The organism is Pseudomonas nunensis (genome assembly GCF_024296925.1).
Classification (GTDB): Bacteria; Pseudomonadota; Gammaproteobacteria; order Pseudomonadales; family Pseudomonadaceae; genus Aquipseudomonas; species Aquipseudomonas nunensis.
In genome coordinates this window covers 864,716-889,399 of sequence record NZ_CP101125.1, presented here as the reverse complement: position 1 = coordinate 889,399, position 24,684 = coordinate 864,716, and the positions used below count along the sequence as shown (strand labels likewise).

19 protein-coding genes are annotated in these 24,684 nt (G+C 52.0%); 8 read left to right on the top strand and 11 right to left on the bottom strand.

Going from position 1 to position 24,684, the window contains the following annotated elements; genetic code table 11:
* Window positions 1-46: 46 nt before the first annotated feature.
* The 3 genes from NK667_RS04070 to NK667_RS04060 all read right to left on the bottom strand — a co-directional run bounded on the left by NK667_RS04070 (window position 47) and on the right by NK667_RS04060 (window position 4,143).
* On the bottom strand, window positions 47-2,041 hold the full coding sequence (locus NK667_RS04070) for a polysaccharide biosynthesis protein (RefSeq protein WP_054051950.1): 1,995 nt from the start codon (window positions 2,039-2,041) through the stop codon (window positions 47-49).
* 105 nt (window positions 2,042-2,146) lie between these two features.
* Window positions 2,147-3,175, bottom strand: coding sequence for an MraY family glycosyltransferase (locus tag NK667_RS04065; RefSeq protein WP_054613911.1), 1,029 nt, complete (start codon window positions 3,173-3,175; stop codon window positions 2,147-2,149).
* Window positions 3,172-4,143, bottom strand: a complete 972-nt coding sequence (locus NK667_RS04060; RefSeq protein WP_054613910.1) for an NAD-dependent epimerase/dehydratase family protein — start codon at window positions 4,141-4,143, stop codon at window positions 3,172-3,174. The genes NK667_RS04065 and NK667_RS04060 overlap by 4 nt, the downstream gene beginning before the upstream one ends.
* 510 nt (window positions 4,144-4,653) lie before the next feature.
* Here NK667_RS04060 and NK667_RS04055 point away from each other — a divergent pair.
* From NK667_RS04055 to NK667_RS04020, 8 genes are all read left to right on the top strand, one after another.
* On the top strand, window positions 4,654-5,631 hold the full coding sequence (locus NK667_RS04055; protein ID WP_254744553.1) for a glycosyltransferase family 2 protein: 978 nt from the start codon (window positions 4,654-4,656) through the stop codon (window positions 5,629-5,631).
* A gap of 104 nt (window positions 5,632-5,735) precedes the next feature.
* Window positions 5,736-6,569: an ABC transporter permease gene (locus NK667_RS04050; RefSeq protein WP_054051942.1), complete on the top strand. Its 834-nt coding sequence runs from the start codon at window positions 5,736-5,738 to the stop codon at window positions 6,567-6,569.
* Window positions 6,559-7,899 carry an ABC transporter ATP-binding protein gene (locus NK667_RS04045; RefSeq protein ID WP_054613908.1) on the top strand — a complete coding sequence of 447 codons (1,341 nt, stop codon included), beginning with the start codon at window positions 6,559-6,561 and terminating at the stop codon, window positions 7,897-7,899. Before NK667_RS04050 ends, NK667_RS04045 begins: the two co-directional genes overlap by 11 nt.
* 4 nt (window positions 7,900-7,903) lie before the next feature.
* Window positions 7,904-12,055, top strand: coding sequence for a glycosyltransferase (locus tag NK667_RS04040; protein WP_054613907.1), 4,152 nt, complete (start codon window positions 7,904-7,906; stop codon window positions 12,053-12,055).
* Window positions 12,055-13,395, top strand: a complete 1,341-nt coding sequence (locus tag NK667_RS04035; RefSeq protein WP_054613906.1) for a glycosyltransferase family 4 protein — start codon at window positions 12,055-12,057, stop codon at window positions 13,393-13,395. The genes NK667_RS04040 and NK667_RS04035 overlap by 1 nt, the downstream gene beginning before the upstream one ends.
* A 95-nt stretch (window positions 13,396-13,490) precedes the next feature.
* Window positions 13,491-15,161 (top strand): acyltransferase family protein, encoded by a 1,671-nt coding sequence (locus tag NK667_RS04030; RefSeq protein WP_063869661.1) that lies wholly within the window; start codon window positions 13,491-13,493, stop codon window positions 15,159-15,161.
* A 58-nt stretch (window positions 15,162-15,219) separates the two neighbouring features.
* Window positions 15,220-16,626, top strand: coding sequence for a glycosyltransferase (locus NK667_RS04025; protein WP_054613905.1), 1,407 nt, complete (start codon window positions 15,220-15,222; stop codon window positions 16,624-16,626).
* 16 nt (window positions 16,627-16,642) lie between these two features.
* Window positions 16,643-17,578, top strand: a complete 936-nt coding sequence (locus NK667_RS04020) for an NAD-dependent epimerase/dehydratase family protein (protein ID WP_054051932.1) — start codon at window positions 16,643-16,645, stop codon at window positions 17,576-17,578.
* Between the two features lie 109 nt (window positions 17,579-17,687).
* On the opposite strand, the gene NK667_RS04015 is transcribed toward NK667_RS04020, so the two are convergent.
* The 8 genes from NK667_RS04015 to rpsA all read right to left on the bottom strand — a co-directional run bounded on the left by NK667_RS04015 (window position 17,688) and on the right by rpsA (window position 24,609).
* Window positions 17,688-18,608: a glycosyltransferase gene (locus NK667_RS04015; RefSeq protein ID WP_054613904.1), complete on the bottom strand. Its 921-nt coding sequence runs from the start codon at window positions 18,606-18,608 to the stop codon at window positions 17,688-17,690.
* 57 nt (window positions 18,609-18,665) lie between these two features.
* A complete protein-coding gene (rfbA, locus tag NK667_RS04010) occupies window positions 18,666-19,556 on the bottom strand; it encodes a glucose-1-phosphate thymidylyltransferase RfbA (RefSeq protein ID WP_054051928.1) in 891 nt (296 codons plus the stop codon).
* Window positions 19,553-20,446 carry a dTDP-4-dehydrorhamnose reductase gene (rfbD, locus tag NK667_RS04005; RefSeq protein ID WP_054051926.1) on the bottom strand — a complete coding sequence of 298 codons (894 nt, stop codon included), beginning with the start codon at window positions 20,444-20,446 and terminating at the stop codon, window positions 19,553-19,555. Before rfbD ends, rfbA begins: the two co-directional genes overlap by 4 nt.
* Window positions 20,443-21,519 (bottom strand): dTDP-glucose 4,6-dehydratase, encoded by a 1,077-nt coding sequence (gene rfbB, locus NK667_RS04000; protein ID WP_054051924.1) that lies wholly within the window; start codon window positions 21,517-21,519, stop codon window positions 20,443-20,445. The genes rfbD and rfbB overlap by 4 nt, the downstream gene beginning before the upstream one ends.
* Window positions 21,520-21,743: 224 nt before the next feature.
* The gene (locus NK667_RS03995; RefSeq protein ID WP_054613903.1) at window positions 21,744-21,983 is read right to left on the bottom strand and encodes a LapA family protein; all 240 of its coding nucleotides are present in this window, start codon (window positions 21,981-21,983) and stop codon (window positions 21,744-21,746) included.
* Window positions 21,984-21,994: 11 nt separating this feature from the next.
* On the bottom strand, window positions 21,995-22,303 hold the full coding sequence (gene ihfB / locus NK667_RS03990; RefSeq protein WP_054051920.1) for an integration host factor subunit beta: 309 nt from the start codon (window positions 22,301-22,303) through the stop codon (window positions 21,995-21,997).
* A gap of 149 nt (window positions 22,304-22,452) precedes the next feature.
* Window positions 22,453-22,731, bottom strand: a complete 279-nt coding sequence (locus NK667_RS03985; RefSeq protein WP_054051918.1) for a hypothetical protein — start codon at window positions 22,729-22,731, stop codon at window positions 22,453-22,455.
* A 183-nt stretch (window positions 22,732-22,914) separates the two neighbouring features.
* Window positions 22,915-24,609 (bottom strand): 30S ribosomal protein S1, encoded by a 1,695-nt coding sequence (gene rpsA / locus NK667_RS03980; protein WP_054051916.1) that lies wholly within the window; start codon window positions 24,607-24,609, stop codon window positions 22,915-22,917.
* Between the last annotated feature and the right edge of the window lie 75 nt (window positions 24,610-24,684).

The following is a 24,684-nucleotide window of genomic DNA, read 5'->3' as shown; positions in this document are numbered from 1 at the left end:
TGTAATGGAGCTGTCAAAAGTGTGTACGTTTCAAAATATGAAACAATCAGGGTTCGAGACGGCGCTGCTGGTAGATCCAGTCGACGATTTCGCCGTCCGGAGTGTAGCCACTGACGGTCCCACGCAGGAGCAGGCGAACTCGGGAGTAGTCATCCTGCTCGACAGCGTTGAGCAGCTCCGTCAAACGGACCTTGAGCACATCCCACGGCAGATGGTCTTCGTGAGCGCTCATGATCATTGGATGAGGCGTCGCCACCACGTTGTCGCCAATCAGCAATTCTTCGTAGAGTTTTTCGCCCGGACGCAGGCCGGTGAATTCGATGGAGATATCGCCTTGAGGGTTTTTCTCCGAACGAATACTCAAGCCGGATAGGTGAATCATCTTCTCCGCCAGTTCGACGATTTTTACCGGCTCGCCCATATCGAGCACGAACACATCACCGCCCAGCCCCATGGAACCGGCCTGGATTACCAATTGTGCAGCTTCCGGGATGGTCATGAAGTAACGAGTGATTTTCGGGTGCGTAACGGTCAGCGGGCCGCCTGATTTGATCTGGCTGTGGAACAGCGGGATCACCGAACCAGAAGACCCCAATACATTGCCAAAGCGCACCATGGTGAAACGGGTTTTGTTGACACGGGACACGTTGCCTTTGTCGCCAAACAATACCGGGGCAATTTCGCGGCTAAGGGCTTGCAGCGTCAATTCGGCCAGGCGTTTGGTGCTGCCCATGACATTGGTAGGACGGACGGCTTTGTCAGTGGAAATCAACACGAAATTGGAAACACCGGACTGCAAGGCAGCCTGGGCAGTATTCAGAGTGCCTATAACGTTGTTGAGCACTCCTTCGGCAATATTGTGTTCGACCATGGGTACGTGTTTATAGGCTGCCGCGTGGTAGACGGTGTCTACGCGCCAGGTCTTCATCACGTCCAGCAACTTGTCCTTGTGGCGGATGGAGCCGAGGATCGGCAGCAACTTCACCGGCACGGACTCGCGGCAGCCGCGCTGTTCCAGCTCGGAAAGAATGCTGTAGAGATTGAATTCGCTATGTTCGAACAGCAGAAGCGTGGTCGGGCCCAGCGAGAATATCTGGCGGCAAAGCTCTGCACCGATTGACCCGCCCGCCCCCGTTACCATCACCGTCTTGCCTTTGATACAACGCGAAAGCAAATCCGGCTGCGCAGGAACCGCGTCGCGGCCCAGCAAGTCCGCGATATCCACTTCCTGGATGTCTTCGACCTTTACCCGACCGCTGGCCAGGTCGGTGACATTGGGGACGCTTCGTATGTGGAGTGGGTAACCCTCGAGCATATTGAGGATTTCCCGGCGCCGTGCACGGGTCGATGACGGCAAGGCCAGGAGGATTTCCTGGGCACCGGTGACATCGATCATCTGCTGGATATGTTTCGGTTTATAGACTTGCAGGCCGGAAATAGAGCGATCCGCAATATTTGCATCATCGTCGATAAATGCCACGGGACGCATGACCCGTCCCATGCGTAGTGCAGCGACAAGCTGGTTACCGGCCACTCCGGCACCGTAGATCGCAACCTTGGTCAAGCCGTCGTCACGATTGGTGAAGGGGACGTGCTTGGCAGCCGTAAACCAGTCACCCATGAAGTACTGGCGCATGCACAGGCGCAAGCCACCAATGATCACCAGGCTCAACCACCAATAGTTGAATATGATCGACCGCGGAACAACCGCCTCATGGTTGCTGTACCAGTAGACCACCACGGCCAATATCAAGGCAGAAAGGCTCACGGCCTTGATAATCGCAATCAGCGCATCGTTACCGAAGTAGCGCATGACCGCACGGTACATGCCAAAGCGGATAAAAAGAGGGATGGCGACCAGCGGAGCAGCAGCGAAAAGCCACAAGTGGACCCGCAGCGGGTTGTACATGTCATCGATGCCCAGACGGACGATGAAAGCCAACCAAAGGGCAAGCCACACCAACACCGTGTCGGTCGCAACTTGAATCAACCTTTTGCGCCGCCGGGGAAGTCCCAACAGATACGCCCTGACTTTATCCATAAATCCGTCCACCACCTCAGTGCTCTCCCTTGATCCCGCTACGTCGATCGGTCAAGCGTTCCGATACAGGAATAGCACTGTAAACCCAAACGACAAGGCTACTCGTCAGTTATTTGACGAGACACCTTCAAGCTGCCCTGCCCGGTACTTCAGCGCTAATAGAACCAACGGTACATAAGCGATGACCAAAGCCGTCGCACCATCCAGCTTGTAATACACCATGCAAAACGCCACCGGCAGTAACCAAAACAGGTTAATCAGGCCTACCGCCAGCGTGACCGGCAGGTGCTTGCCGAACCGACGCGATGCAAATTGATAGGCATGGCTGCGGTGCGCCTCGTAAATCTTGTCGCCGCGCAACAAACGGCGTAGCAACGTAAAAGTGGCATCAACGATAAAAACACCCAGGAGTATCAGCCAACCCCATAAAATATCAGGAGAAATCCATCCCGCCTGTAGTGATAAAACGCCAATCACAACACCGAGAAAACCACTCCCGGCATCCCCCATGAAGATTTTAGCCGGGGGGAAGTTCCAACAGAGAAACCCTGCGACACACGCGGCCAGGAGAACCGCAGGCCAAGCCTGATCCGCCGAATGGCCTGCCCAATACAGAAGACAACCGCCAAGGCAAATCGTTACCGCCTCAACACCGGCGATACCATCTATACCATCCATGAAATTATAAAGATTGAGCATCCATACCAGATAAATCACCGCAAGCAGATGGCCAAACCAGCCCAGGTTGATACTAACGCCATAGACACTCAACGCGGGCAGCCCACCCAACCAGTAAACCCCCCAGATCGCCGCCAGAAAATGTGCCAATAATCGCCAACGCGCGGCTATATGCCCATGATCATCCAGGAAACCGATAATTGCAGTCAGAGCACCCGCACCTGCCAGCGCGAAAAAAATGCTCGCGGGAATAAGGCCCTCGGAGAACAGCACTGCCAGAGCCAGGAGAAAGGTCAGTACGATCGCAACTCCACCACCTCTTGGCGTCGGAACCGAATGAGAACTGCGATTATTGGGAATATCGAGCAGACTTCGAGACAGAGCGTAGCGACGCAATATCGCAGTAAGAGCATAGGAAAGACCGGCCAATGCCAAAATGAGCCAACATAAGATCATCGTTTGCGGGATTCCAAAAATGGCTGCACAGCAGCACTTAATCCCCGATCAAGAGTGACAGGAGGCGTCCATCCCAAGAGGCGTTTGTTCTTTTCTATATCAACCTGCAGAGAACCGAAGAGTCGTTGTGCAATAGCGCCCTTACCCACCAGCCTTGCAACGAAACTCATCAACCCTACAGGCACTGGGATCAAGAAGACACGCTGCCCCAGAGCGCGGCCGATTTTACACAACAATTGAGTCGTTGAAACATCTTCGCCATCACTGACCAGAAACGTCTGATTTGCCGCTTCGGGGTGATCAAAGCACGTCACGACAAGGTCAATCAGGTTATCCAGACTGACCAGACTACGCTTGTTATCGACGGCCCCCAGCGGCAACGGGATACTTCGTTGAAGCCAGCGGATCATGCTGAGAAAGTTAGCTTTTACGCCCGGACCGTATACAAGAACCGGGCGGATAATCACAACCTCCATCGACACCGACTCCGCCAGCGCACGCAAGGCTGCCTCGGCCTCAAACTTGGAAACACCATACGGGTCTGCAGGTGCCGGTAAATCATCAGCTGTAAATGCCACACCCGGGGCAGTCCCTTCGCCGTTCACCTTGATCGAACTGATAAAAATGAAACGCTTCACGCCGGCGTCTGCAGCTTGTCGAGCCAGGTTCAACGTGGCCTCAACATTCACAAGACGAAAAGCGGCCAACGGGTCGGCCGACTCCTCGTTCATGACATGCACTCGAGCAGCAGCGTGAACCACGACATCAATATCGATCAGAGCCGCACGCCAGTTGAGATCAGGTGTCAGGCTTTTGAACTCAAACGTTCGAACCGACGGCGGCAGGTCAGCTGGCTTACTCCTCAGAGCGGCGACTGAAGAGTACTGACCTGTCCGGGCCAGATAACGCAGCAGCCCTCCTCCCACAAATCCCGAACCGCCAGTAACAAGAATACTTTCAGCACTCATTTATTGTGCTCTACAAAAGCAAAATCAAAGCGTCTCACAACGTCGCGGATTTTCGTGACCAAAGGTAACCGTAACAATACTTGCCGACCTCCATAACACGAGAACGAGATCCTGCTAATCATGTAGAAAAAACACATCAAGTTTTTGACCACGCCTCGAAAAAACACGTAAAACCGAATTCTCTTGTAATGATACGGCCGAACCGGATTCGTACCGTTACACCGCAGTTCCTGGCGGCGGGATATCCGCACACCAACAACAAGCATGCCTGAAAGCGACGCCAAACACCCAAAACCGCACACACCAGTCAACCCGCCACGCTCCGGCCCTTTCCCTCTATCAAATAGACGGGGATTTTCGGTACAATGCCCCTTTTGACTTGGGTCATACAACCCTATTTAACGGCAAGCGGTAACCCGCTGCGTGCTGCTGATAGGAACCAGTGAACCGTTCGGTCATTTCTCTGCAACGGAGTGCTTGGTGCCTAGCCCTTTTACACCAGATTTTCAAGTGGATACCAAACCAAACAGCCTCACAGGGCTAGCAGCCATCGATCCTCGTCCATCGCCAAAAAATGTCGCGGTGCTCATGTGCACGTACAATGGCCAGCGATTTCTGGCTGAGCAGCTGGAATCGATTGAACGCCAATCGCATGAAAGCTGGGTAGTCGCCGTCTCGGATGACGGATCGACCGACAACACTCTCGAAATAATCGAATCGTTTCGCGAACGTTGGGGGCACGAAAAAATCATCGCATTTCAAGGTCCAAAGCGCGGATTCGCGACCAACTTCCTCACTCTCGCGTGCAAGCAGTCCCTACATGCCGACTTTTTTGCGTGGGCCGACCAGGATGACATCTGGCTCGAAAACAAACTTGAAACCGCTGTGAGCTGGCTGCAAACAATACCTTCCGAAACTCCTGCGCTCTACTGCGGAAGAACTCAGGGAGTGGACACTCACGGGCACCCGCTGGAATGTTCGCCACTGTTCAAGCGCCCTCCCGCATTCGCCAACGCTCTGGTTCAGAGCCTGGCCGGGGGAAATACGATGGTCTTCAACGAGGCTGCTCGCCAGTTAATGGCGAATGCGGGCGAGAATATGGACATCGTCTCCCATGACTGGTGGGCCTATCTGCTAATAACCGGTGCAGGTGGAAAGGTCTCGTACGACCCCATGCCCTCTGTCCTGTACCGGCAGCATGAAGACAACCTGGTGGGCTCCAACTCAGGCTGGAAGGCACGATTACTGCGACTTCGCATGATGCTTAAAGGGCGATTCTCTGCCTGGAACGAACAGAACCTCCATTGCCTGTCGTCCGTAGGCAATTTACTGACTCCAGAGAACCAACGAACCCTCGAAAGCTTCAAATTCGCCAGGAAGAGCAACCTTGTCGGGCGACTTCTGGGACTCCATCGAGCAGGTGTTTATAGACAAACCACACCAGGCAATATCGGTCTGTTTTTTGCCGCCATCATGAAGGGCATCTGACGAATGAACGCCTGTTCACTCCAGCTATTAAAATCGATTGAATTGTCTTGCGCCGGCTGCGGGAAGCTTTTTCTTCCGGATCTGACGCGAATGGAGCTATTTCCTTGAACATGCATGACTCGTTTCCAACCTCTCCTTTAAGAATGTTGATTAGTGCGATCAAGAATCGACAACTGATTCTGCAACTGACGAAACGGGAAATCTCTTCTCGTTATCGGGGCTCGGTCATGGGCGTCGCCTGGTCGTTCATAAACCCTTTATTGCTGCTGGCCATTTATACCTTTGTCTTCTCTACCGTATTTCAAGCGCGCTGGGGTGCAAGCACAGCCGTCGGCTCGAAGGTAGACTTCGCGCTTATTCTTTTTACCGGATTGATCATTCATGCTTTTTGCGCCGAGTGCATAAACTCGGCTCCCAAACTGATCACAAGCAACGTCAACTATGTAAAAAAAGTCGTTTTCCCGATTGAAACGCTCGCCCCTACTTCAGTGTTGAATGCGTTGTTCCACTTGTGTGTCAGCCTGTCAGTCCTGATCGCTGCGCAATTGGTGTTCTATAAGGCAGTTCCCTTAACGGCGCTATACTTCCCGGTTGTCCTGCTGCCACTGGTTTTGATGGTGATCGGCCTATCCTGGCTTCTCGCTTCATTGGGTGCCTACATCCGAGACATTGGTCAGATCACGGGAATGGTGACGACAGCGCTGCTGTTCCTGTCGCCGGTTTTTTATCCGATCAGCGCGCTGCCGGAGGAGTATCAGGGATGGCTCTACATAAACCCACTCACCGCCATCATTGAAAATGGACGAGCAACAATGTTGTTTGGCCAAACTCCTGACCTTCACACTCTGGGCATCAGCTATGCCGTCGGCATCGTAATTTGCTGTCTGGGCTTTGCATTCTTTCAAAAAACTCGCGCAGGCTTTGCTGATGTCCTCTAACGATGTTGCCATTCACGTCAATGGCCTCTCAAAGCGTTTCAACATGTATGAGAAAGCGCATGACCGCTTACTCCAGATGGTGCTGCCTTCGAAAAAGCTCCACCAGGAGTTCTGGGCACTCAAAGACATCAACTTTGAAGTCGCACGGGGCGAGTCCGTGGGCATCATCGGCAAGAACGGCTCAGGCAAATCGACCCTTCTGCAGATTATCTGCGGCACCCTGACGCCCACGTCCGGCACCGTCAATGTTGATGGCCGCATCGCCGCATTGCTGGAACTCGGCTCGGGCTTCAATCCCGAGTTCAGCGGACGCGAAAACGTTTACCTCAACTGCGCGATTCACGGCATAAGCCGCAGCAAAACCGATGAGTTGATGGATGACATTCTGTCGTTTGCCGACATTGGCGAGTTCGTCGACCAGCCAGTGAAAACCTATTCGAGTGGTATGTTTGTGCGATTGGCGTTCTCCGTTCAGGCCAACCTGAAACCGGAGATCCTTATCGTCGACGAAGCACTGGCAGTGGGCGACGCGCTGTTTCAAAAGCGTTGCTATGAGCGTATCGAGAAGCTGACGAGCAATGGCACAACCCTTCTGTTCGTATCACACGACGAAGAGTCAGTGCGAACACTGACACAACGTGCGATTTTTCTTTCGAACGGAAAAATTCACAGTATTGGCACCTCGGCAGATGTAATTCTCGACTACCGCAGAAACCTGCACGAACAAGAAAGTCTTTATTTGCAGCAACTGACAAAAAACCTGTCGGAAAAAGCCGCCCAGCATCAAAAAGAAGAAGCAGTGGCGACCAAGGTCGATGAAAAAGCCGCTGACAGGTTTTCCTTTGGGAATCAGGATGCCGAGGTCCTGGACGTTCAGGTATTGAACGCCGAAGGCGAAGAAACCCAGGTTTTCTACGCAACGGATATTGCGATCATTCGCGTTGCTTTCCGCGCCAATGTTGACCTTGAGCATCTCAATGTCAGTTTGCGACTGCGCAACAAGGAAGGCGTGAAGATTTACTCTTGGGGCACACTGAACCAAGACATGGCGATTGCTGCCAACCTGACCACCGGTGAATCGTTCTGGAACAAGACATTCAAGTCAGGAACAGTGTCTTCCGTTGATTTTCAGTTTGAATGCAGCCTGGGCGCCAATCTGTATGAAATACAGGCTGCGGTCTCCCAGGAAGGCAAACCTTATTACGCAGAACAGCGCATTCTCCACTGGAGAGACGAGGCGGCATTCTTCACTGTGGCGACCAAACCGCGCGAGTACCATTTCGGAGGGGTACTTGACCTTCGCATGAAAGCAACTGAAATAAAGGGCTGAGCCAATGACAATCTCGAACACAACCATTCGCTCGGCTTCCGAAGCAGGCAGGACACCGCGAGCACTGACCACAGGTGAGCGCAGCCAGTTGGTTGCGCAGGTACTCTCTGCGTGTGGCAACGGCAAGTTGCTGCATATTGGCGTACCCGATCCAGAATTGTTGCGCGCATTCCTGATGGTCGGCGTACAGGTTTACAACGTCTGCCCTGGCGCCGCTACGCAAGAATTGAACACATTGCTGCCTGATCGCTTTGTCGAATGGGACGGCGAGGCCTTGCCGTTCAGCGATGAAAGCTTCTCTACAGTCCTGGTGAGCAATGCCATCGATCTGGGGCTCTCGCTCGAGCACCTGGCGCTGGAGACTACCCGGGTTTCGGAACGTAATATTTTCCTGTACCTGGATACCTCGTCCGAATCGAGCACCAAAGAAGCTCGCAAAGCCTGGGAATTGATCTTTTTCAATAATGGCGCGCGCAAGCATCCAGCCTACTACCGCGTTAACGACTACCAGTCGCTTGAGTACGAACAGGGCAATATTGCAATCCCTCTGGAAAAGCTACCCAGAGAAGCAGCGCGTCTTTACCCGCTGGAAGCACTGAAAGAAGAACGCGATTTGCATATGGACATGACCCGGGAGCCCGGGAGCCGATCAGACGCACATATCATTCGCTATATGTTGGCGAGCCGTTATGTACGTAACGGCGATCGGGTGCTCGATGCAGCCTGTGGCCTGGGCTACGGGGCCTACACCCTTTTCAACTGCTCTGATGCCAGCTCGATTCTAGGTGTTGATGGAAGCAACTACGCCATCAAATATGCTGAAGCGAGTTTTTCGGCGGTCAACTCACAACTGACGTTCAAGGAAGGCTGGCTGCCAGAGGCGCTCAACGAAATTCCGGACAACTCGATTGATTTCATTACTTCTTTCGAGACCCTGGAGCATGTGCCTGATCCTGTTGGTCTGATGGCTGAATTCTATCGGATACTAAGTCCGTCAGGCCGGATCGTACTTTCCGTGCCCAATGACTGGTCCGACGAAACCGGCGACGACCCGAATCCGTTCCACTTTCACGTCTACACTTGGGACCGCATTGTTAAGGAGCTCGAGAAAGACTTTATTCTCGAGTCCGCTTACGTCCAGACCGCAGATCAGTACAAGCCAAAAATCAACAACACTTACGAGTGGGCTGTTGGCATCCGCGAGATGTACGAAGTTGACACCGCGACACTGCAAAAAGATGACCCTTCCTGTGAGTGGTGCCTGCTGGTGGGGATGAAATCCCCTGTGCTCGGCAGTTCCGTGCCATACACCGAAACCACCTATGACCTCTACCCGGAGAACACCGAGTGGAAGGCAACTGACTTCACGGATTATGAGAACCCGTGGCTTGTCAAAGGTCTGGTGACCATCGGACATCGAATAGAAAACGACGAGAAGTTGCTGGATCTTGCAAATCAAGTAACACGTCAATCCTCTTTGGCATCGCCTGACTTGGGTGCAGCACTTTGCATCCAGGCATATCAACTCCTCAAACACGGCGAGTTTACGCTTGAGGACATTGAAGCTTTTTCGCTGAAAATCCAGGCTTATCTGGATGAACCCGATCAGTCGCCACAACAGCTGCGTTGGAAGGTGTCCCTGGCATTTGTCATGGCGCAACTGTGGCAGGCGACCGGTGATACATCCCGGGCAATCCCCCTCTATAAAACCTGCATCGCTTTTGACTGCACAAAGTTCAGCCCTACGCTGATCACCAAGCAAATAAGCGCCTACCTGAATCTTGGGCTGATCGAGTCCGGTCTGGGCAATACCACCCAAGCGGTAGAGTACTGGCGTGAAGGTGTCATCAGCGCAGAAAAAGCAATGGGCGAAGATTGGCGCGCGTCGATAGGCTCACTCGATAAACCGACCGATTTCGGCGTATCCGAACTCGGCGCCATCGTGGAACTGGCTTCGTCGTGTGCCTATTCACTGCGATACATTTCGAACGAAAAAGATCGTACACCTCAATGGTGGCATCAACACCTGCGCGACCGCAGCTCGCAGCTTTCTACGATCACGACCATTGTCGCGGAAACAAAACGCCTCAATGGAGTGATTGTGCAGAAAGATATCGCAATCAATGAATTGGTTCTGGAAAAGGGAAAAATACTCAACGAAGTAGCGTCCGCCACCCAGCAACTTCAGAATCAGGAAATATCGCTCACCGAAATTTTGGGGCAAAAAGACACTGTTATTGATCGTTTCAACTCTGAGCTGGCGCAAAAATACTCCGCCATCAATGAGCTGAACTCCGAACTGGCTAACAAAGAGTCGGCCATCGATCGTTTTAACAACGAACTTTCACAAAAATATTCGACCATTAATGAGTTGAACTCCGAACTGGCTAACAAAGAGTCAACCATCGATCGTTTCAACTATGAACTTTCGCAAAAATACTCGACCATCAATCAGTTGAATTCCGAACTCGCTCAAAAAGATACGGCATTCTATCAATTGAACTCCAAGCTGAATCAAAAAGACTCGGCACTCGAAAAATTCAACTCAGACCTGGCTCAAAAAGATTTGGCATTCGACCAATTGAATTCCGAACTCGCTCAAAAAGATTCGACTATCGAATATTTGAACTCAGAACTCGCTCAAAAAGATTTGGCACTCGACCAATTGAATTCCGAGCTCGCTCAAAAAGATTCGGCTATCGAATATTTAAACTCCGAAATCGCTCAGAAAGACTCGACTATCGATTATTTGAACGCCGAGCATTCCCAGAAAGACTCGGCCATCGATAAATTAAACACAGAGTTTGCTCAGAAGGATTTGCTGATAAATCATTTAAACTCCGAGCACTCTCAAAAAGAACAGAAGCTTGAGCATTTCAGTAGAAGCAGACTTCATCGTTTGAGCCAGGCCTTTGCGACACAACCCACGGATCTGAAAAAATGCCTTCGGCTGGTCTATTTAGCCGGATCGCTGATAACTCCATTGCCTGTACGACGCTTTTTGGCGCCGACAGTCAATAATCTGAAGCGTATTTACAGGGGAACGCCGGTTCTTTTGGAAGCCAACACAGATGCCAATATCAGCGCGGACACCTATATCGTAAAACAGCCCACTTCCGTGCGGAACAACAGGCCGCGCGTGCTGCACGTTATCGCCAACTTCATGACAGGCGGCTCCTCTCGCTTGGTAGTCGACATTTATGAATACCTCGGTGGCCGTTTCGATCAAAGCATTCTGACTAGCCTCTCCCCAACACCTGCTGCTTATGCAGGGATTACGGTAAAGGAAATCAAGCTTTCTTCGGACGAGCAGCCATTTGTCCAATACCTTGAATCGCTTCAACCCGACATCATCCATATGCATTATTGGGGTGATTGCGACGAACCTTGGTATGACCAGGCGATGCTTGCAGCGCAGCAGCTGAATATTCCGGTCATCCAGAATATCAATACGCCTGTGACGCCTCATAAATCATCTGCGATCAAGCGTTACGTCTACGTCAGTGACTATGTGCGCAACGTGTTTGGCCACGATACTGATCCGAACGTCACCGTTTATCCAGGTTCCGATTTTTCTATATTCGAAGCCAAGAGCCCCAACCTTTCCGACATAGACACTATCGGCATGGTTTACCGCCTCGAAACGGACAAACTCAATGCGGCATCCATCTTTCCGTTCATAAAAGCCGTACAAAAGCGACCGCAGACCCGCGTGCTGATTGTCGGTGGCGGAAGCCTGATGGAAGAATTCAAGAATGCCGTCAACACTGCAGGGGTCGGCGATAACTTCGAGTTCACGGGCTATGTGGCCTACTCCCAGTTGCCGGAACTCTATCGCCGCATGAAGCTGTTTGTAGCTCCCGTCTGGAAAGAGAGCTTCGGCCAGGTAAGTCCGTTTGCGATGAACATGCATGTCCCGGTCGTGGGATACGACATCGGTGCCATCGGCGAAATCGTCGATGATTCATCTCTGCTCGCACCTTACGGTGACGCAGATAGCCTGTCGGATATCATCGTGAACCTGCTGGAAAATACCTCCCGCAGAACCCTTATCGCCCAACGTCATCGTGAGAGAGCTCAAGCTCACTTCTCAATTAAAGCGATGATTAAAAGCTATGACAAAATCTATGCCGCAACCTTGGCGGAAAAGAAATAATGAAAATCGTATTTTTCGTACACTGTTTTTTCCCGGACCACTTTTACGGGACCGAAACCTACACGCTGGAACTGGCCAAGAACTATAAATCCTGGGGCCATGAAGTTGTCATCGTGAGTGCCTTGTTTCAAGGCGAACCGGCTGCTGAACAGTTGGTGACGACTTATCAGCACGAGGGGTTCGAGGTCGTCTGCATCGACAAGAACAAGATCCCTCACTCTACTATCAAAGAAACATACTATCAGGCCGAAATGCGTCCGGTATTAACCGACCTATTGGCAGAGTTGAAACCGGATATTGTTCATGTCACGCACTTGATCAACCATACCAGTGCCTTGCTTGAAGCGACCAAGGCGTTGGGCATCCCGACGTATGCAACCTTTACAGACTTCTTCGGCTTCTGCCTGACCAACAAGCTGGAAGCTGCTGACGGAGCGCTGTGTGCCGGCCCCTCGCCATCCAGAAGCAATTGTGTTGCCTGCTACCTGAAGGAGTCAGCTCGTACGGCCAACGACGGCTGGCTCAAATACGCAAAAAATGGCACATCAGCGAAGCTGATCGCCAGCGTGGCGACAACTTTAAGAAAACTGCCAGGAATCAAAAATGGTGTTTTCGACACGACGATAGATTACATCGCCGACCGTCCCGATATTTTGGGAGCCTTGTACAACGGATCCTATTCCGGTGCAGTCGCACCCACCACGTTTCTGAAAGAAGCCTATGTCAATAATGATATCAAGGTGCCTATGAAGACTCTGTGGTTCGGGATTGATGTAGACCGCACCGAGAAACCCGAACGCCCGGCTGATCACATTCCGACTATTGGATTCATCGGCCAGATTGCCCCACATAAAGGTACAGACCTGCTGATCGATGCGTTCAATCGGCTGCCTGTGGGCTCTGCGCGCCTGCTGATCTATGGACCGACAGATCAGGATCCGGCTTACATGGAAGAGCTGAAAGCCAAAAGCGCGGGTACTCAAATTGAATTCCGCGGCGTATTCGAAAGCAAGGACATGGCCAACATTCTTAGGGACATGGATACTTTGGTCATTCCATCGCGCTGGTATGAGAACAGCCCGCTGGTTCTTTTGAATGCACTGGCCACTCATACACCAGCTCTTGTCTCGGACGTACGCGGGATGACAGAGTTTGTAGAAGCCGGCGTAAATGGCGAAATTTTCGACAGAGGCAGCGCAGAGGATCTGTACCGGAAACTATCCGTCTGGGTTGCCAATCCGAAAAAGCTTTACGAACTGGCCAAAACCACGACGTATGAAAGAACACCAGAAATCATGGCAAAAGAGACGTTTGCCATGTACATGAAAACAGCTGGTTAAGTCTATAAGGCCGTTGATAGCAACTTAGCCAAGGATGGCTAAACATTCATCAATTCGAACTCGCTTTATAGACTAAAGCACAGGATCCATTTTTCATGCATGCGACAGTAAAACTTGACGCACTGACATCACTCCGCTTTTTCGCAGCAGCGATGATTGTTCTGGGCCATACACACGGCGCATTCGGCTCCTTCGGTTTGGCGACAACCCTCTCTCTCGCTCAGGGGGTCTCGTTTTTCTTTGTGCTTTCCGGCTTCATTCTTGCCTACAACTACCCTAGCCTTTCGACCGCCGCAGAAATAGGTGGCTTTCTAAAAGCCCGGATTGCACGCATCTGGCCCGCGCATATCGCAGCCATTGTCTTGCTCTACCTGCTGACATCAAGCTTAAATCTTGGCGCCCTGTCACACCTGCAGGCCGGATTTACAGCGCTGGCGAATCTCTTCCTGATCCAGTCTCTGATTCCTTTACGAGATGTGTTCCTGACTTTTAATGGAGTTGCCTGGAGCATTTCAACAGAGATGTTCTTCTACCTGACCTTTCCGCTGCTTATCACTAGCATCATCCCGGGCTGGAAGGCGAAACTGTTATTCATATCCTTCATAGTCGCTTTGTTCCTGGGATTCTCGATTGCGTGGAACATCCCTGCTGACGACGCCTCGTCACAAGTCAGCATGATGGGTTTATTGTATGTAAATCCCCTGGTTCGGCTGTTGGAGTTTTTCGCCGGCATTCTCGCTTGCGGCGCTTACCAAAAGATCCGGGCGAATGCCGACGGCAAGCCGGCCTCTCTGTTCTCTGTCGTCGAATGCCTTACAGTTGCTCTTGCTATAGGAGCAATGTGGCTCACACCTAAACTGACCACGTTTCTTGGCATGCACGGCGTTATCGGTACCGCATTAAATTATTACCTGATCAAATCCGGCAGTTTCGTATTTTTCGCATTGCTGATCGTTGCTTTTGCGCTTGGCAAAGGCATCCTTTCCCGAGCGCTGTCCAATCCACTGCTTGTGCTTTTGGGCGAGATCAGCTTTTCGCTGTACCTTGTTCATATGACACTGTTCCAATGGTATCTGGCGAACGAACCCTATTTTAGTAACATCCCCTTGTATGTCCGAGGCCCCGCATTCTGGTTGCTGGCCCTGGGGACAGCGTTCCTGATGCAAAGGGCTATCGAAAACCCTTGCCGCAAGCTGATACTAAGCATCAATAAAACTTCGATCTCAAAGGGCCTTGCATCCGCCTACCCTGCGAAAGCGATAGGCTACATGCTGGTCGCCGTCAGCCTGATAGTCATGCTGAAAACCTTGCCGCCGATGTTTGCCCCCCAAGGTTGCCAGTCCGAACAGTGCAACTATCTGGTCAAGAACTTCACGTTAAGCAAATCACCTCAATTTGGTGACAGCGTTCGACTCATTGCGGCGACATCCCGAAAAGCCACGTCTGGCAGCAGCAATATTGAGCTGGCATTCAAGCTGCTTCAACCGCTGCCAAAAGGCTACATACTCGCTGTCCACCTGCTCGACAAGAACTCCGAGATCATTGACAAGTCCGATACCTACTTTTCAAAATCCAGTAGCCTGCGCGCAGGTGACGAATGGGTGGAAGTGGCGACACTTGGCGGGAAGTCAGGTAATAGCCAACCTGAGAAACTGGGACTGGCAATTTATCTCGACCCTTCCCTACCCATGAGCGTGGAAAGTCCTGTTTCTGATTACAATGGGCGACGCGTGATTCTTGATTTATCAAGTATTCAGTCAAACTAAGGAAACCGGATCATGCTCCGCGACGATGAGAAAACCGAGATAGAAAACAAAATGCGCGATGCCGCTGCTCACCATGACAGGTGAGCCGTGTATTGCCGACGGCAAGCGTATTTTGTTGTGCGTACATCAATTTTTCCCTCAGTTTTCTGCGGGAACAGAGGTACTTACGCTATCGACGGCGCAATCGTTGCGAGCATGTGGGTATACGGTTGAAATCGTTACGGCCGCACTGACTGATCGGCAAACCCCGGGCACATCAAGTTACCTGTACCAAGGCTTCCAGGTACATCAATTAGAGATAACCTACCTGCCCGGACGTTTCTCTAGCGATGCAATTTTGAACGAGTATCGCAACACGGCAATCACTACTCCGTTCAGACGCTTGCTCGACGAGTTCAAACCCGATCTGGTGCATTTCTTTCACCTTAAAAACTTGACCACTGCAGCGCTTCAAGCGTGTTTTGACTATAAGATCCCCACTGTCTACACCCCCACTGACTATTGGATAACTTGTAGAGCCTGCCAACTGGTCAAGCCTTGGGGTAAAGAGGAATGCTCCGGACCCAGCCTGCTATCTGGGAATTGCCTGAAGCATGTGATCATGAACAGAAAGACCGGGCCTACTCGACGCCTTTTGAGCGTGGTACCCAGCGCTTTATTTTCTGCACTGATTTTTGCATCGTCATGGCTCACAGCAACTCGATTTAAAAAACACGCGCAAGTGCTTCGCGATTTAGCGAACCGTAAACAATCCATACACGACAGCCTGATCCAAATAGATAGAATATTGCCGCCTACCTTGTTTATTGAATCTCTGCTGCTCAACTCAGGTATTCCGCAAAAAAAAATAACTCGCTTGAGGTATGGGATCCAACCCCCTCTTATTTATCGCTCTGAGCCAACGCCAGAGATTTCGGTTCGTCGTCGCCCTGCGATCGGTTTTATAGGGACCCTCGTGGACCACAAAGGCTGCCATGTCTTTGCTCAAGCGATAAAGACAATTGCTGATGCGAATGTCGACTTCGTTATTTACGGCGACACTAATCAAAACCCTGAATACGTCAAGAAGCTGAATGCAATTATTCAATCGGACCCTCGCGTTCGTTTTATGGGTACGTTTCCCCATCAACAAATTGGCAACATTTTGCATTCCATTGATGTACTGGTCATACCTTCTACCTGGCGCGAAAACGCCCCGCTAGTGTTATTGAACGCAGTGGCTTGCGGTACACCGGTTGTTGCCAGCAACGTCACGGGTATAACCGAGTATCTGGGCGCTACGGACGACGTAACCTTGTTCGAGCCAGGGAATGCGGAGCAGCTGGCGGAACGCCTTGTGTCACGCCTTGCATTGATTAGTGACCCGGCTCACAATCAGAGCGCAGGAAGGATAGCCGGTGAACCGATGCATGCGTATATCAACACGCTTTCAAGTGTTTACTCGAGCCTTATCCACAGCTCATGAAGAATTGGAATAAATCATGAAATATGTAATTTTTGGTGGTGGTGGCTTCATTGGCTCGGCCATCGCGGACAGGCTCCTCAAAGAAGGTCACAGCCTGCGTATTTTCGAGCGACCTCGAGTTCCTCCTTACCGGACGTTTGCGCCCCATGAGTCCGTTGAATGGATTTCGGGGGACCTCCAGAGCAAGCATGATCTTGAGGAAGCTATCAAGGGCGTCGACGGCGTGCTTCACCTTGTGTCAACCACGCTGCCAAAATCCTCTAATGAAGATCCTGTTTATGACGTTCAGACTAATGTCATTGCCACCATTAATATGCTCAACGTCATGGTTGAGCAGAAAGTGGACAAAATAGTATTCATCTCTTCAGGTGGTACTGTTTATGGAAAACCCGTTTCATGCCCGCTGTCAGAAGATCATCCGACGAATCCGGAAGTGTCTTATGGGATCAGCAAACTCGCTATCGAAAAATACCTCTATCTCTATAGCAAATTACACAACATCAAACCCGTCATTCTGCGTGTAGCGAACCCATATGGGGAACGGCAACGCATCGAAACAGCACAAGGCGCCATTGCGGCGTTCGTTAGCAGGGCTGTGGGTGACAAAGCTATTGATATATGGGGCGATGGCTCCGTTACCCGTGACTATATATATATCCAGGATATCGCAAGCGCATTTTCCAAAGCTCTGGAATATGATGGCGAGCAAATTACTTTCAACATCGGCTCCGGCAACGGAACGACGCTCAATACTCTAATTGATCTGATAGAAAAGATTACGCACAAAAATGTTGCCCGCAATTACTTGCCTGCCCGACCATTCGATGTGCCAGTCAATGTACTTGACTGTACCCTCGCAAAGACACACCTTGGCTGGGAGCCCAAGCATTCACTAGAGGTGGGGTTGGCCCAGACCATTCGCTGGTACGTTGATACTCTAAAGAGCGAATAAGCACACTTTCAAGCCAAGCTCATGCTGTTTAACAACCATGAGTTTGGTAGTGGCTTAAGCTGGCAAGCAAGAGCTTCCTGGAGTTACAGCAGTTGCCACTCCCCTCTCGTTAAATGTTCCTGCCGACTATTGCAGTCAAGCAGCACACGAAGAAAAACAATATCTTGTCTCTCAATCGTCGACGACACTGCCATGACTTCAATGACAGCGCCAATAGATTACGGCGCCTGAAGCGCAACCAACTCTTCACCCACGGTTCGTCGGCCTGCCCTATCAGCTCTGCAATCACCCTCACCTGAGTAAACCACCAACCTTCGTGAATGGTCTTATATCGCTGCAGCAATGGTGACAACCCGGTGTTAGCACCGACCTGATTACTTTCATGCTGCCGATAAAGCACTGTTGATTTAGGGTCAATAAACCAGTCGTACCCGTGACTTCGAGCAAATGCGTAACAGTACCAATCATGCAAACTTACTTGTTGAAGCTGACTCCAATTCTGCAAGACAGCTTCTTTTAGTGCTTTAGCAAGCGGCTTGGTAAAAACGTAAGTACAGCCTGGGCCGGCCGCTTCGAAGAGATAGTCCCATGCGACCTGTGGTTGGCTCTTATCGAGTAACACCTTTTTTCCGCCTGACCAAAAGGCCGTGACGTTACTTGAATAGGCGTCAACCTTTCGCGCAGCCATGATTTCCATGGAGCGCATCAGCTTATCTGAATGCCAGATATCATCTTGATCAGCAAAGGCAACGGCATCGTAATTTTCAAAGTCGACATCGCGTATCAATCGAAAAAAATTGCGTGCAGCACCGCCAAATTGTCCTGCATCGGGTAGTAAAACAACACGCTCTTGGGCAGCGCAAAAAGCTTCACACCAGGACTCAGTTCCATCACTGGAGGGATCGACACTTATGTAGATCGTTACCGCAACAGAAGACTGGTCAAGAATTGATAAAAGCTGCTCCTCGATCCACTGCATGCCATTGTAGGCAGCCAGCAAAACCGCAATCTTGGGAAGTTTTACTGGCATGCCATTCCTGCTTGAACCGATTGAACGCTTTTTTTCGAGAAGGACTGGTCTTTCGAATCAGTGGGAAGGCGAGTCCAACAACTTCTGCAGGTACTGACCGTAGCCCGTCTTCTTCAGGGCGTCAGCTTGAGCACCCAGCTGCTCGGCAGTAATCCAGCCATTGTGGTAGGCGATCTCTTCCAGGCAAGCCACTTTCAGGCCTTGACGCTGTTCGATGGTATGCACGAAGTGGCTGGCTTCAAGCAGCGAGTCGTGAGTACCGGTATCGAGCCAGGCAAAACCGCGGCCAAGCATTTCGACGTTAAGGGACTTACGCTCAAGGTAAGCACGGTTGACGTCGGTAATTTCCAGCTCGCCGCGCTCGGAAGGCTTGATGTTCTTGGCTATCTCGACAACTTCGTTGTCGTAGAAGTACAGGCCGGTCACCGCGTAGTTGGACTTGGGCTTCAGCGGTTTTTCTTCAATGCTGAGAGCACGACCAGTAGCATCGAATTCAACCACGCCAAAACGCTCAGGGTCGGAGACGTGGTAACCAAAGACCGTCGCACCAGACTTCTGTTCAGTCGCAGAACGCAAGTTATCCGAGAAGTGCTGGCCGTAGAAGATGTTGTCACCAAGGATCAGGCAGCAAGGGTCCTTGCCGATGAACTCTTCCCCGATGATGAACGCTTGAGCCAGGCCGTCTGGAGTAGGCTGTTCGGCGTAAGTCAGCTTGATGCCGTACAGGCTGCCGTCACCCAGCAACTTGCGAAAGCTTGGCAAGTCATCAGGCGTGGAGATAATCAGGATCTCTCGCATCCCCGCGAGCATCAGCACCGACAGCGGATAGAAGATCATCGGCTTGTCGTAGATCGGCAACATCTGCTTGGACACGCCGAGAGTCAACGGATGCAGGCGCGTGCCCGAACCGCCAGCGAGGATGATGCCTTTACGATTTGTCGTGTTCATTTGTTCAGAACTTCCCTAAGCATTCGGGTTACACCACTTTGCCAATCCGGCAAGTGTAGAGAGAAATTGTCGCGTAGCTTCTGAGTATTCAAACGGGAGTTCAGAGGGCGACGGGCAGGTGTCGGGTATGCGGTTGTTTCGATCGGGCTAATTGACTTGACGGCAAGTGACTCGCCATTGGCCTGGGCAAATTCGATCACATGACTGGCGTAGCCGTGCCAGGACACTTCACCGCCAGCCGCAAGGTGATACAAGCCTGCCAGTTCAGGGCGCTGCATGACTTGCTGAATAGCCAATGCAGTCACATCGGCGATCAAGTCTGCACCCGTCGGGGCGCCGATCTGATCGGCGATGACGCTAAGTGTTTCGCGATCCTTTGCCAAGCGCAGCATCGTCTTGGCAAAATTGTTGCCGCGAGCGGCGTAGACCCAACTGGTGCGAAAGATCAGATGCTTGCAACCCGACGCAATAATCGCCTGCTCGCCAGCCAGTTTACTGGCCCCGTAGTGGTTCACCGGTGCGACGCCATCCGTTTCTTGCCATGGCACAGAGCCCTGACCGCTGAAGACGTAATCAGTCGAGTAGTGAATCAGCCAGGCACCCAGGGACGCGGCCTCTTCTGCCAGAACCTGACTTGCCTGAGCGTTCACACGATCAGCCAGTTCGGTTTCGGACTCGGCTTTATCGACGGCGGTATAAGCTGCGGCGTTGACGATAACGTCAGGCTTGACCCGACGGATAGTCGCACGCAACGCATCGAGGTCAGACAGGTCACCGCACAAACCATCGACCGTCTGGCGATCCAAGGCAGTCAGCTCGCCAAGTGCAGCCAAGGAGCGCTGCAGCTCCCAGCCGACTTGCCCGTTCTTTCCCAGCAGAAGGATCTTCATGCCTTGCTCGAACGATCCGCGTAGTTCTGGTCAATCCATTGCTGGTAGCTGCCGCTCTTCACGTGATCAACCCACTCAGTGTTGGTGAGGTACCACTCGACCGTTTTGCGGATACCGGTCTCAAACGTTTCTTCCGGAGTCCAACCCAGCTCACGCTGGATTTTGCTGGCATCGATCGCATAACGCTGATCGTGGCCCGGACGATCCTGAACGTAGGTGATCAGGCTGGCGTGAGGACGATGTGCGGAATCCGGGCGCATCTCATCAAGCAGTGCGCACAGTGTCTGAACGACCTCGATGTTCTGCTTTTCGTTATGACCGCCGATGTTGTAAGTCTCGCCGATGACACCTTCGGTCACGACCTTGTACAGGGCGCGAGCGTGGTCTTCGACATACAGCCAGTCACGGACCTGGTTACCTTTGCCGTAGACCGGCAGCGGCTTGCCTTCCAGTGCGTTGAGGATGATCAGCGGGATCAGCTTCTCAGGGAAGTGGCAAGGACCGTAGTTGTTCGAGCAGTTGGTGACCAGGGTCGGCAGGCCATAGGTACGGCTCCAGGCGCGAACCAGGTGATCGGAGCTGGCCTTGCTGGCCGAGTACGGCGAGCTTGGCTGGTATGGCGTGGTTTCCGTGAAGAGGTCTTCCGGACCTTCGAGGTCTCCGTAGACTTCATCGGTGGAAATATGGTGGAAACGGAAGTTGGCTTTACGCGCATCATCCAATGCCGCCCAATAGTGGCGTGCAGCTTCCAGCAGGGTGTAAGTGCCGATAATGTTGGTCTGGATGAACTCGGACGGACCAGAGATCGAGCGATCGACATGGGACTCTGCGGCCAGATGCATGATGGCATCGGGTTGATGTTCACGCAGGACACGGTCGATCTGATCGCGGTCGCAGATATCTACGCGCTCGAATGCATAACGCGAATTTTCGCTAACTTCGGCCAATGACTCAAGATTGCCGGCGTAAGTCAGCTTATCGACATTAATCACCGAGTCGGCAGTATTGGAAATGATATGACGAATGACTGCCGAACCGATAAACCCGGCGCCGCCGGTTACTAGAATTTTCACGCGAAACCATACCCTTGAGCTGCTGACAGAGCTACCAACCGAGCGCTGTCTGATCCATGAATGCAAAAGCCATAACTAAGCATAGCTTCTGACAGTGTCAGTCTGAACGGAACGGCAGGCGCCACTCTCCGGACAAGCGGAGCATTTTACAGCTTAATGAAGGTTTTACTAATGGATATAGACAAGCTGTGTAGCCAATTCGCCCTGCGCTCACATTATCGGAATCAGACAAGGCGCTTGCGTGAGGCCCGGGACGCACGCCCCAGGAACCAGCCCAAAATCGGCCCGATCAACATGCCGATCAGTAGTGCAAGAACCATTACCAGCGACACCGGTAGTTGCGGCCCGGCCCAACCAAAGAACAACAGTGAAACCGATTGCTGATTTTCGAGAACGAATGCCAGAACAACCAGAATCAGCAAGAGGAATACCAAGCCAAGGAGTACACGCTTGAGGCTACGCATGCGCCGAACCTTTAGTTATGGAGGTCAAAACCTTCCTCCTCTTCTTCGTTGACCCGATCACGCAGTTCTTTGCCCGGCTTGAAGTGCGGAACGAACTTGCCATCGAGGCTAACCGACTGACCGGTTTTCGGGTTACGACCCACGCGCGGTGCGCGGTAGTGCAGGGAGAAGCTGCCAAAACCACGGATCTCGATACGATCCCCGGTGGCTAGACATTGGGACATTTGCTCAAGCATGGTCTTGATGGCCAGCTCCACATCCTTGGATGAGAGCAGCCCTTGATGGGTGACAATTCGTTCGATCAACTCCGACTTCGTCATATTTTTCCCTTCTTTTTCAAGCAGCTAGATCAGCGCTTCAAAGGTTTTAGCATGCCCGGAGGAATTTGAACAGCCCAGGGTTTGACATATCTTTACCAGCCTCGAAATGCCCATTTACAGGACACCGAAACAGCCGCGGCACCACACTATCACCTGCAAATAACCAACATGGTGCGCGTAAGGTAGCCTGCTGGATTAAAGCCAAAAGGAAACTCATCCTCTTCTTTGGCATCGTCGGATCGTGCAACCACCTTGTACCCGGCAGCCTTGCACTCCTTGGCGGCTCGCTTGCGGCATTTCTCCCACCCGGAACCCAATCCCGAGCAATCGATCTCGATACCACTGACCCCGCGTACAACATGCGTCTTGGCGTTAGTAGTACACCCCGTCAATGTCAGCACAGCAATTGCGACAATGAGCTTGTTCATTCACTTCCTTATGCCGGACGCCACGCCCGACTCTCGTTCGCCCCAAGCGTAAGCCTAGCTGCAAATAAACGATTGATCCGACTAAAGAAAGAGACAGCATGCGGAAGGGATTGGTTCATGCCCCAAATTCCGGGCACAAAAAAGGGCGACCGAAGTCGCCCTTTTTCTATGGTCTTACAGAACTTAGTTCTGCTTGGCCATTGCTTCACGCAGCAGTGCAGCCATGGTGGTATCACCAGTGGCAGCGGCTTCCGTAGCTGGCTTATCGCGCAGGCTCTGGATAGCTTCTTTCTCGTCTTCAACGTCTTTCGACTTGATCGAGAGCTGGATTACGCGGCTCTTGCGGTCAACGCTGATGATCTTGGCTTCTACTTCTTCGCCTTCTTTCAGAACGTTGCGCGCGTCTTCAACGCGGTCACGGCTGATTTCGGAGGCTTTCAGAGTCGCTTCGATATCGTCGGCCAGAGTGATGATGGCGCCTTTAGCGTCAACTTCTTTCACGATGCCCTTAACGATTGCGCCTTTGTCGTTCTCTTGAACGTACTCGGAGAACGGATCGCTTTCCAGTTGCTTGATACCCAGGGAGATACGCTCACGCTCTGGGTCAACCGACAGGATAACGGTGTCCAGCTCGTCGCCCTTCTTGAAGCGGCGAACGGCTTCTTCGCCCACTTCGTTCCAGGAGATGTCGGACAGGTGAACCAGACCGTCGATGCCGCCGTCCAGACCAATGAAGATACCGAAATCGGTGATCGACTTGATGGTGCCGGAGATTTTATCGCCCTTGTTGAACTGGCCAGAGAAATCTTCCCATGGGTTAGATTTGCACTGTTTGATGCCGAGGGAGATACGACGACGCTCTTCGTCGATGTCCAGAACCATAACTTCCACTTCGTCGCCGACTTGTACGACTTTCGAAGGGTGGATGTTCTTGTTGGTCCAGTCCATTTCGGAAACGTGTACCAGACCTTCAACGCCTTCTTCCAGCTCAGCGAAGCAGCCGTAGTCGGTCAGGTTGGTTACACGAGCGGTAACGCGAGTGCTTTCTGGGTAACGGGCTTTGATAGCAACCCATGGATCTTCGCCCAGTTGCTTCAGGCCCAGGGAAACACGATTGCGTTCGCGATCGTACTTCAGAACCTTGACATCGATCTCGTCGCCAACGTTGACGATTTCGGAAGGATGCTTGATACGCTTCCAAGCCATGTCGGTAATGTGCAGCAGGCCATCGACGCCACCCAGATCGACGAATGCGCCGTAATCGGTGAGGTTCTTGACGATACCTTTGACTTGTTGGCCTTCCTGCAGGGATTCCAGCAGAGCTTCACGCTCAGCGGAGTTCTCGGCTTCGAGGACGCTACGACGGGAAACGACAACGTTGTTGCGTTTCTGGTCGAGCTTGATGACCTTGAATTCCAGCTCTTTGCCTTCCAGGTGCGTGGTGTCGCGCACTGGACGGACGTCAACCAGAGAACCTGGCAGGAACGCACGGATGCCGTTAACGTCGACAGTGAAGCCGCCTTTAACCTTACCGTTGATAACGCCCTTGACCACTTCTTCGGCTGCGAAGGCTGCTTCCAGAACAATCCAGCATTCAGCGCGCTTGGCTTTTTCACGGGACAGCTTGGTTTCACCAAAGCCGTCTTCAACCGAGTCCAGCGCAACGTGAACTTCGTCACCGACGTTGATAGTCAGTTCGCCAGCATCGTTGTAGAACTGCTCAAGCGGGATGAGTGCTTCAGACTTCAGGCCAGCGTGAACGGTTACCCAGCGAGCTTGGTAATCGATATCAACGATAACACCGGTGATGATGGAGCCTGCCTGAAGGTTCAGGGTTTTTAGGCTTTCTTCAAAGAGTTCCGCAAAGCTTTCGCTCATTTTAATTCCTGTTGAATAAGGGCGAAGGATACGCCCATCTCCACATCCCAGACGACGTGGGTTACGTTCATTTAA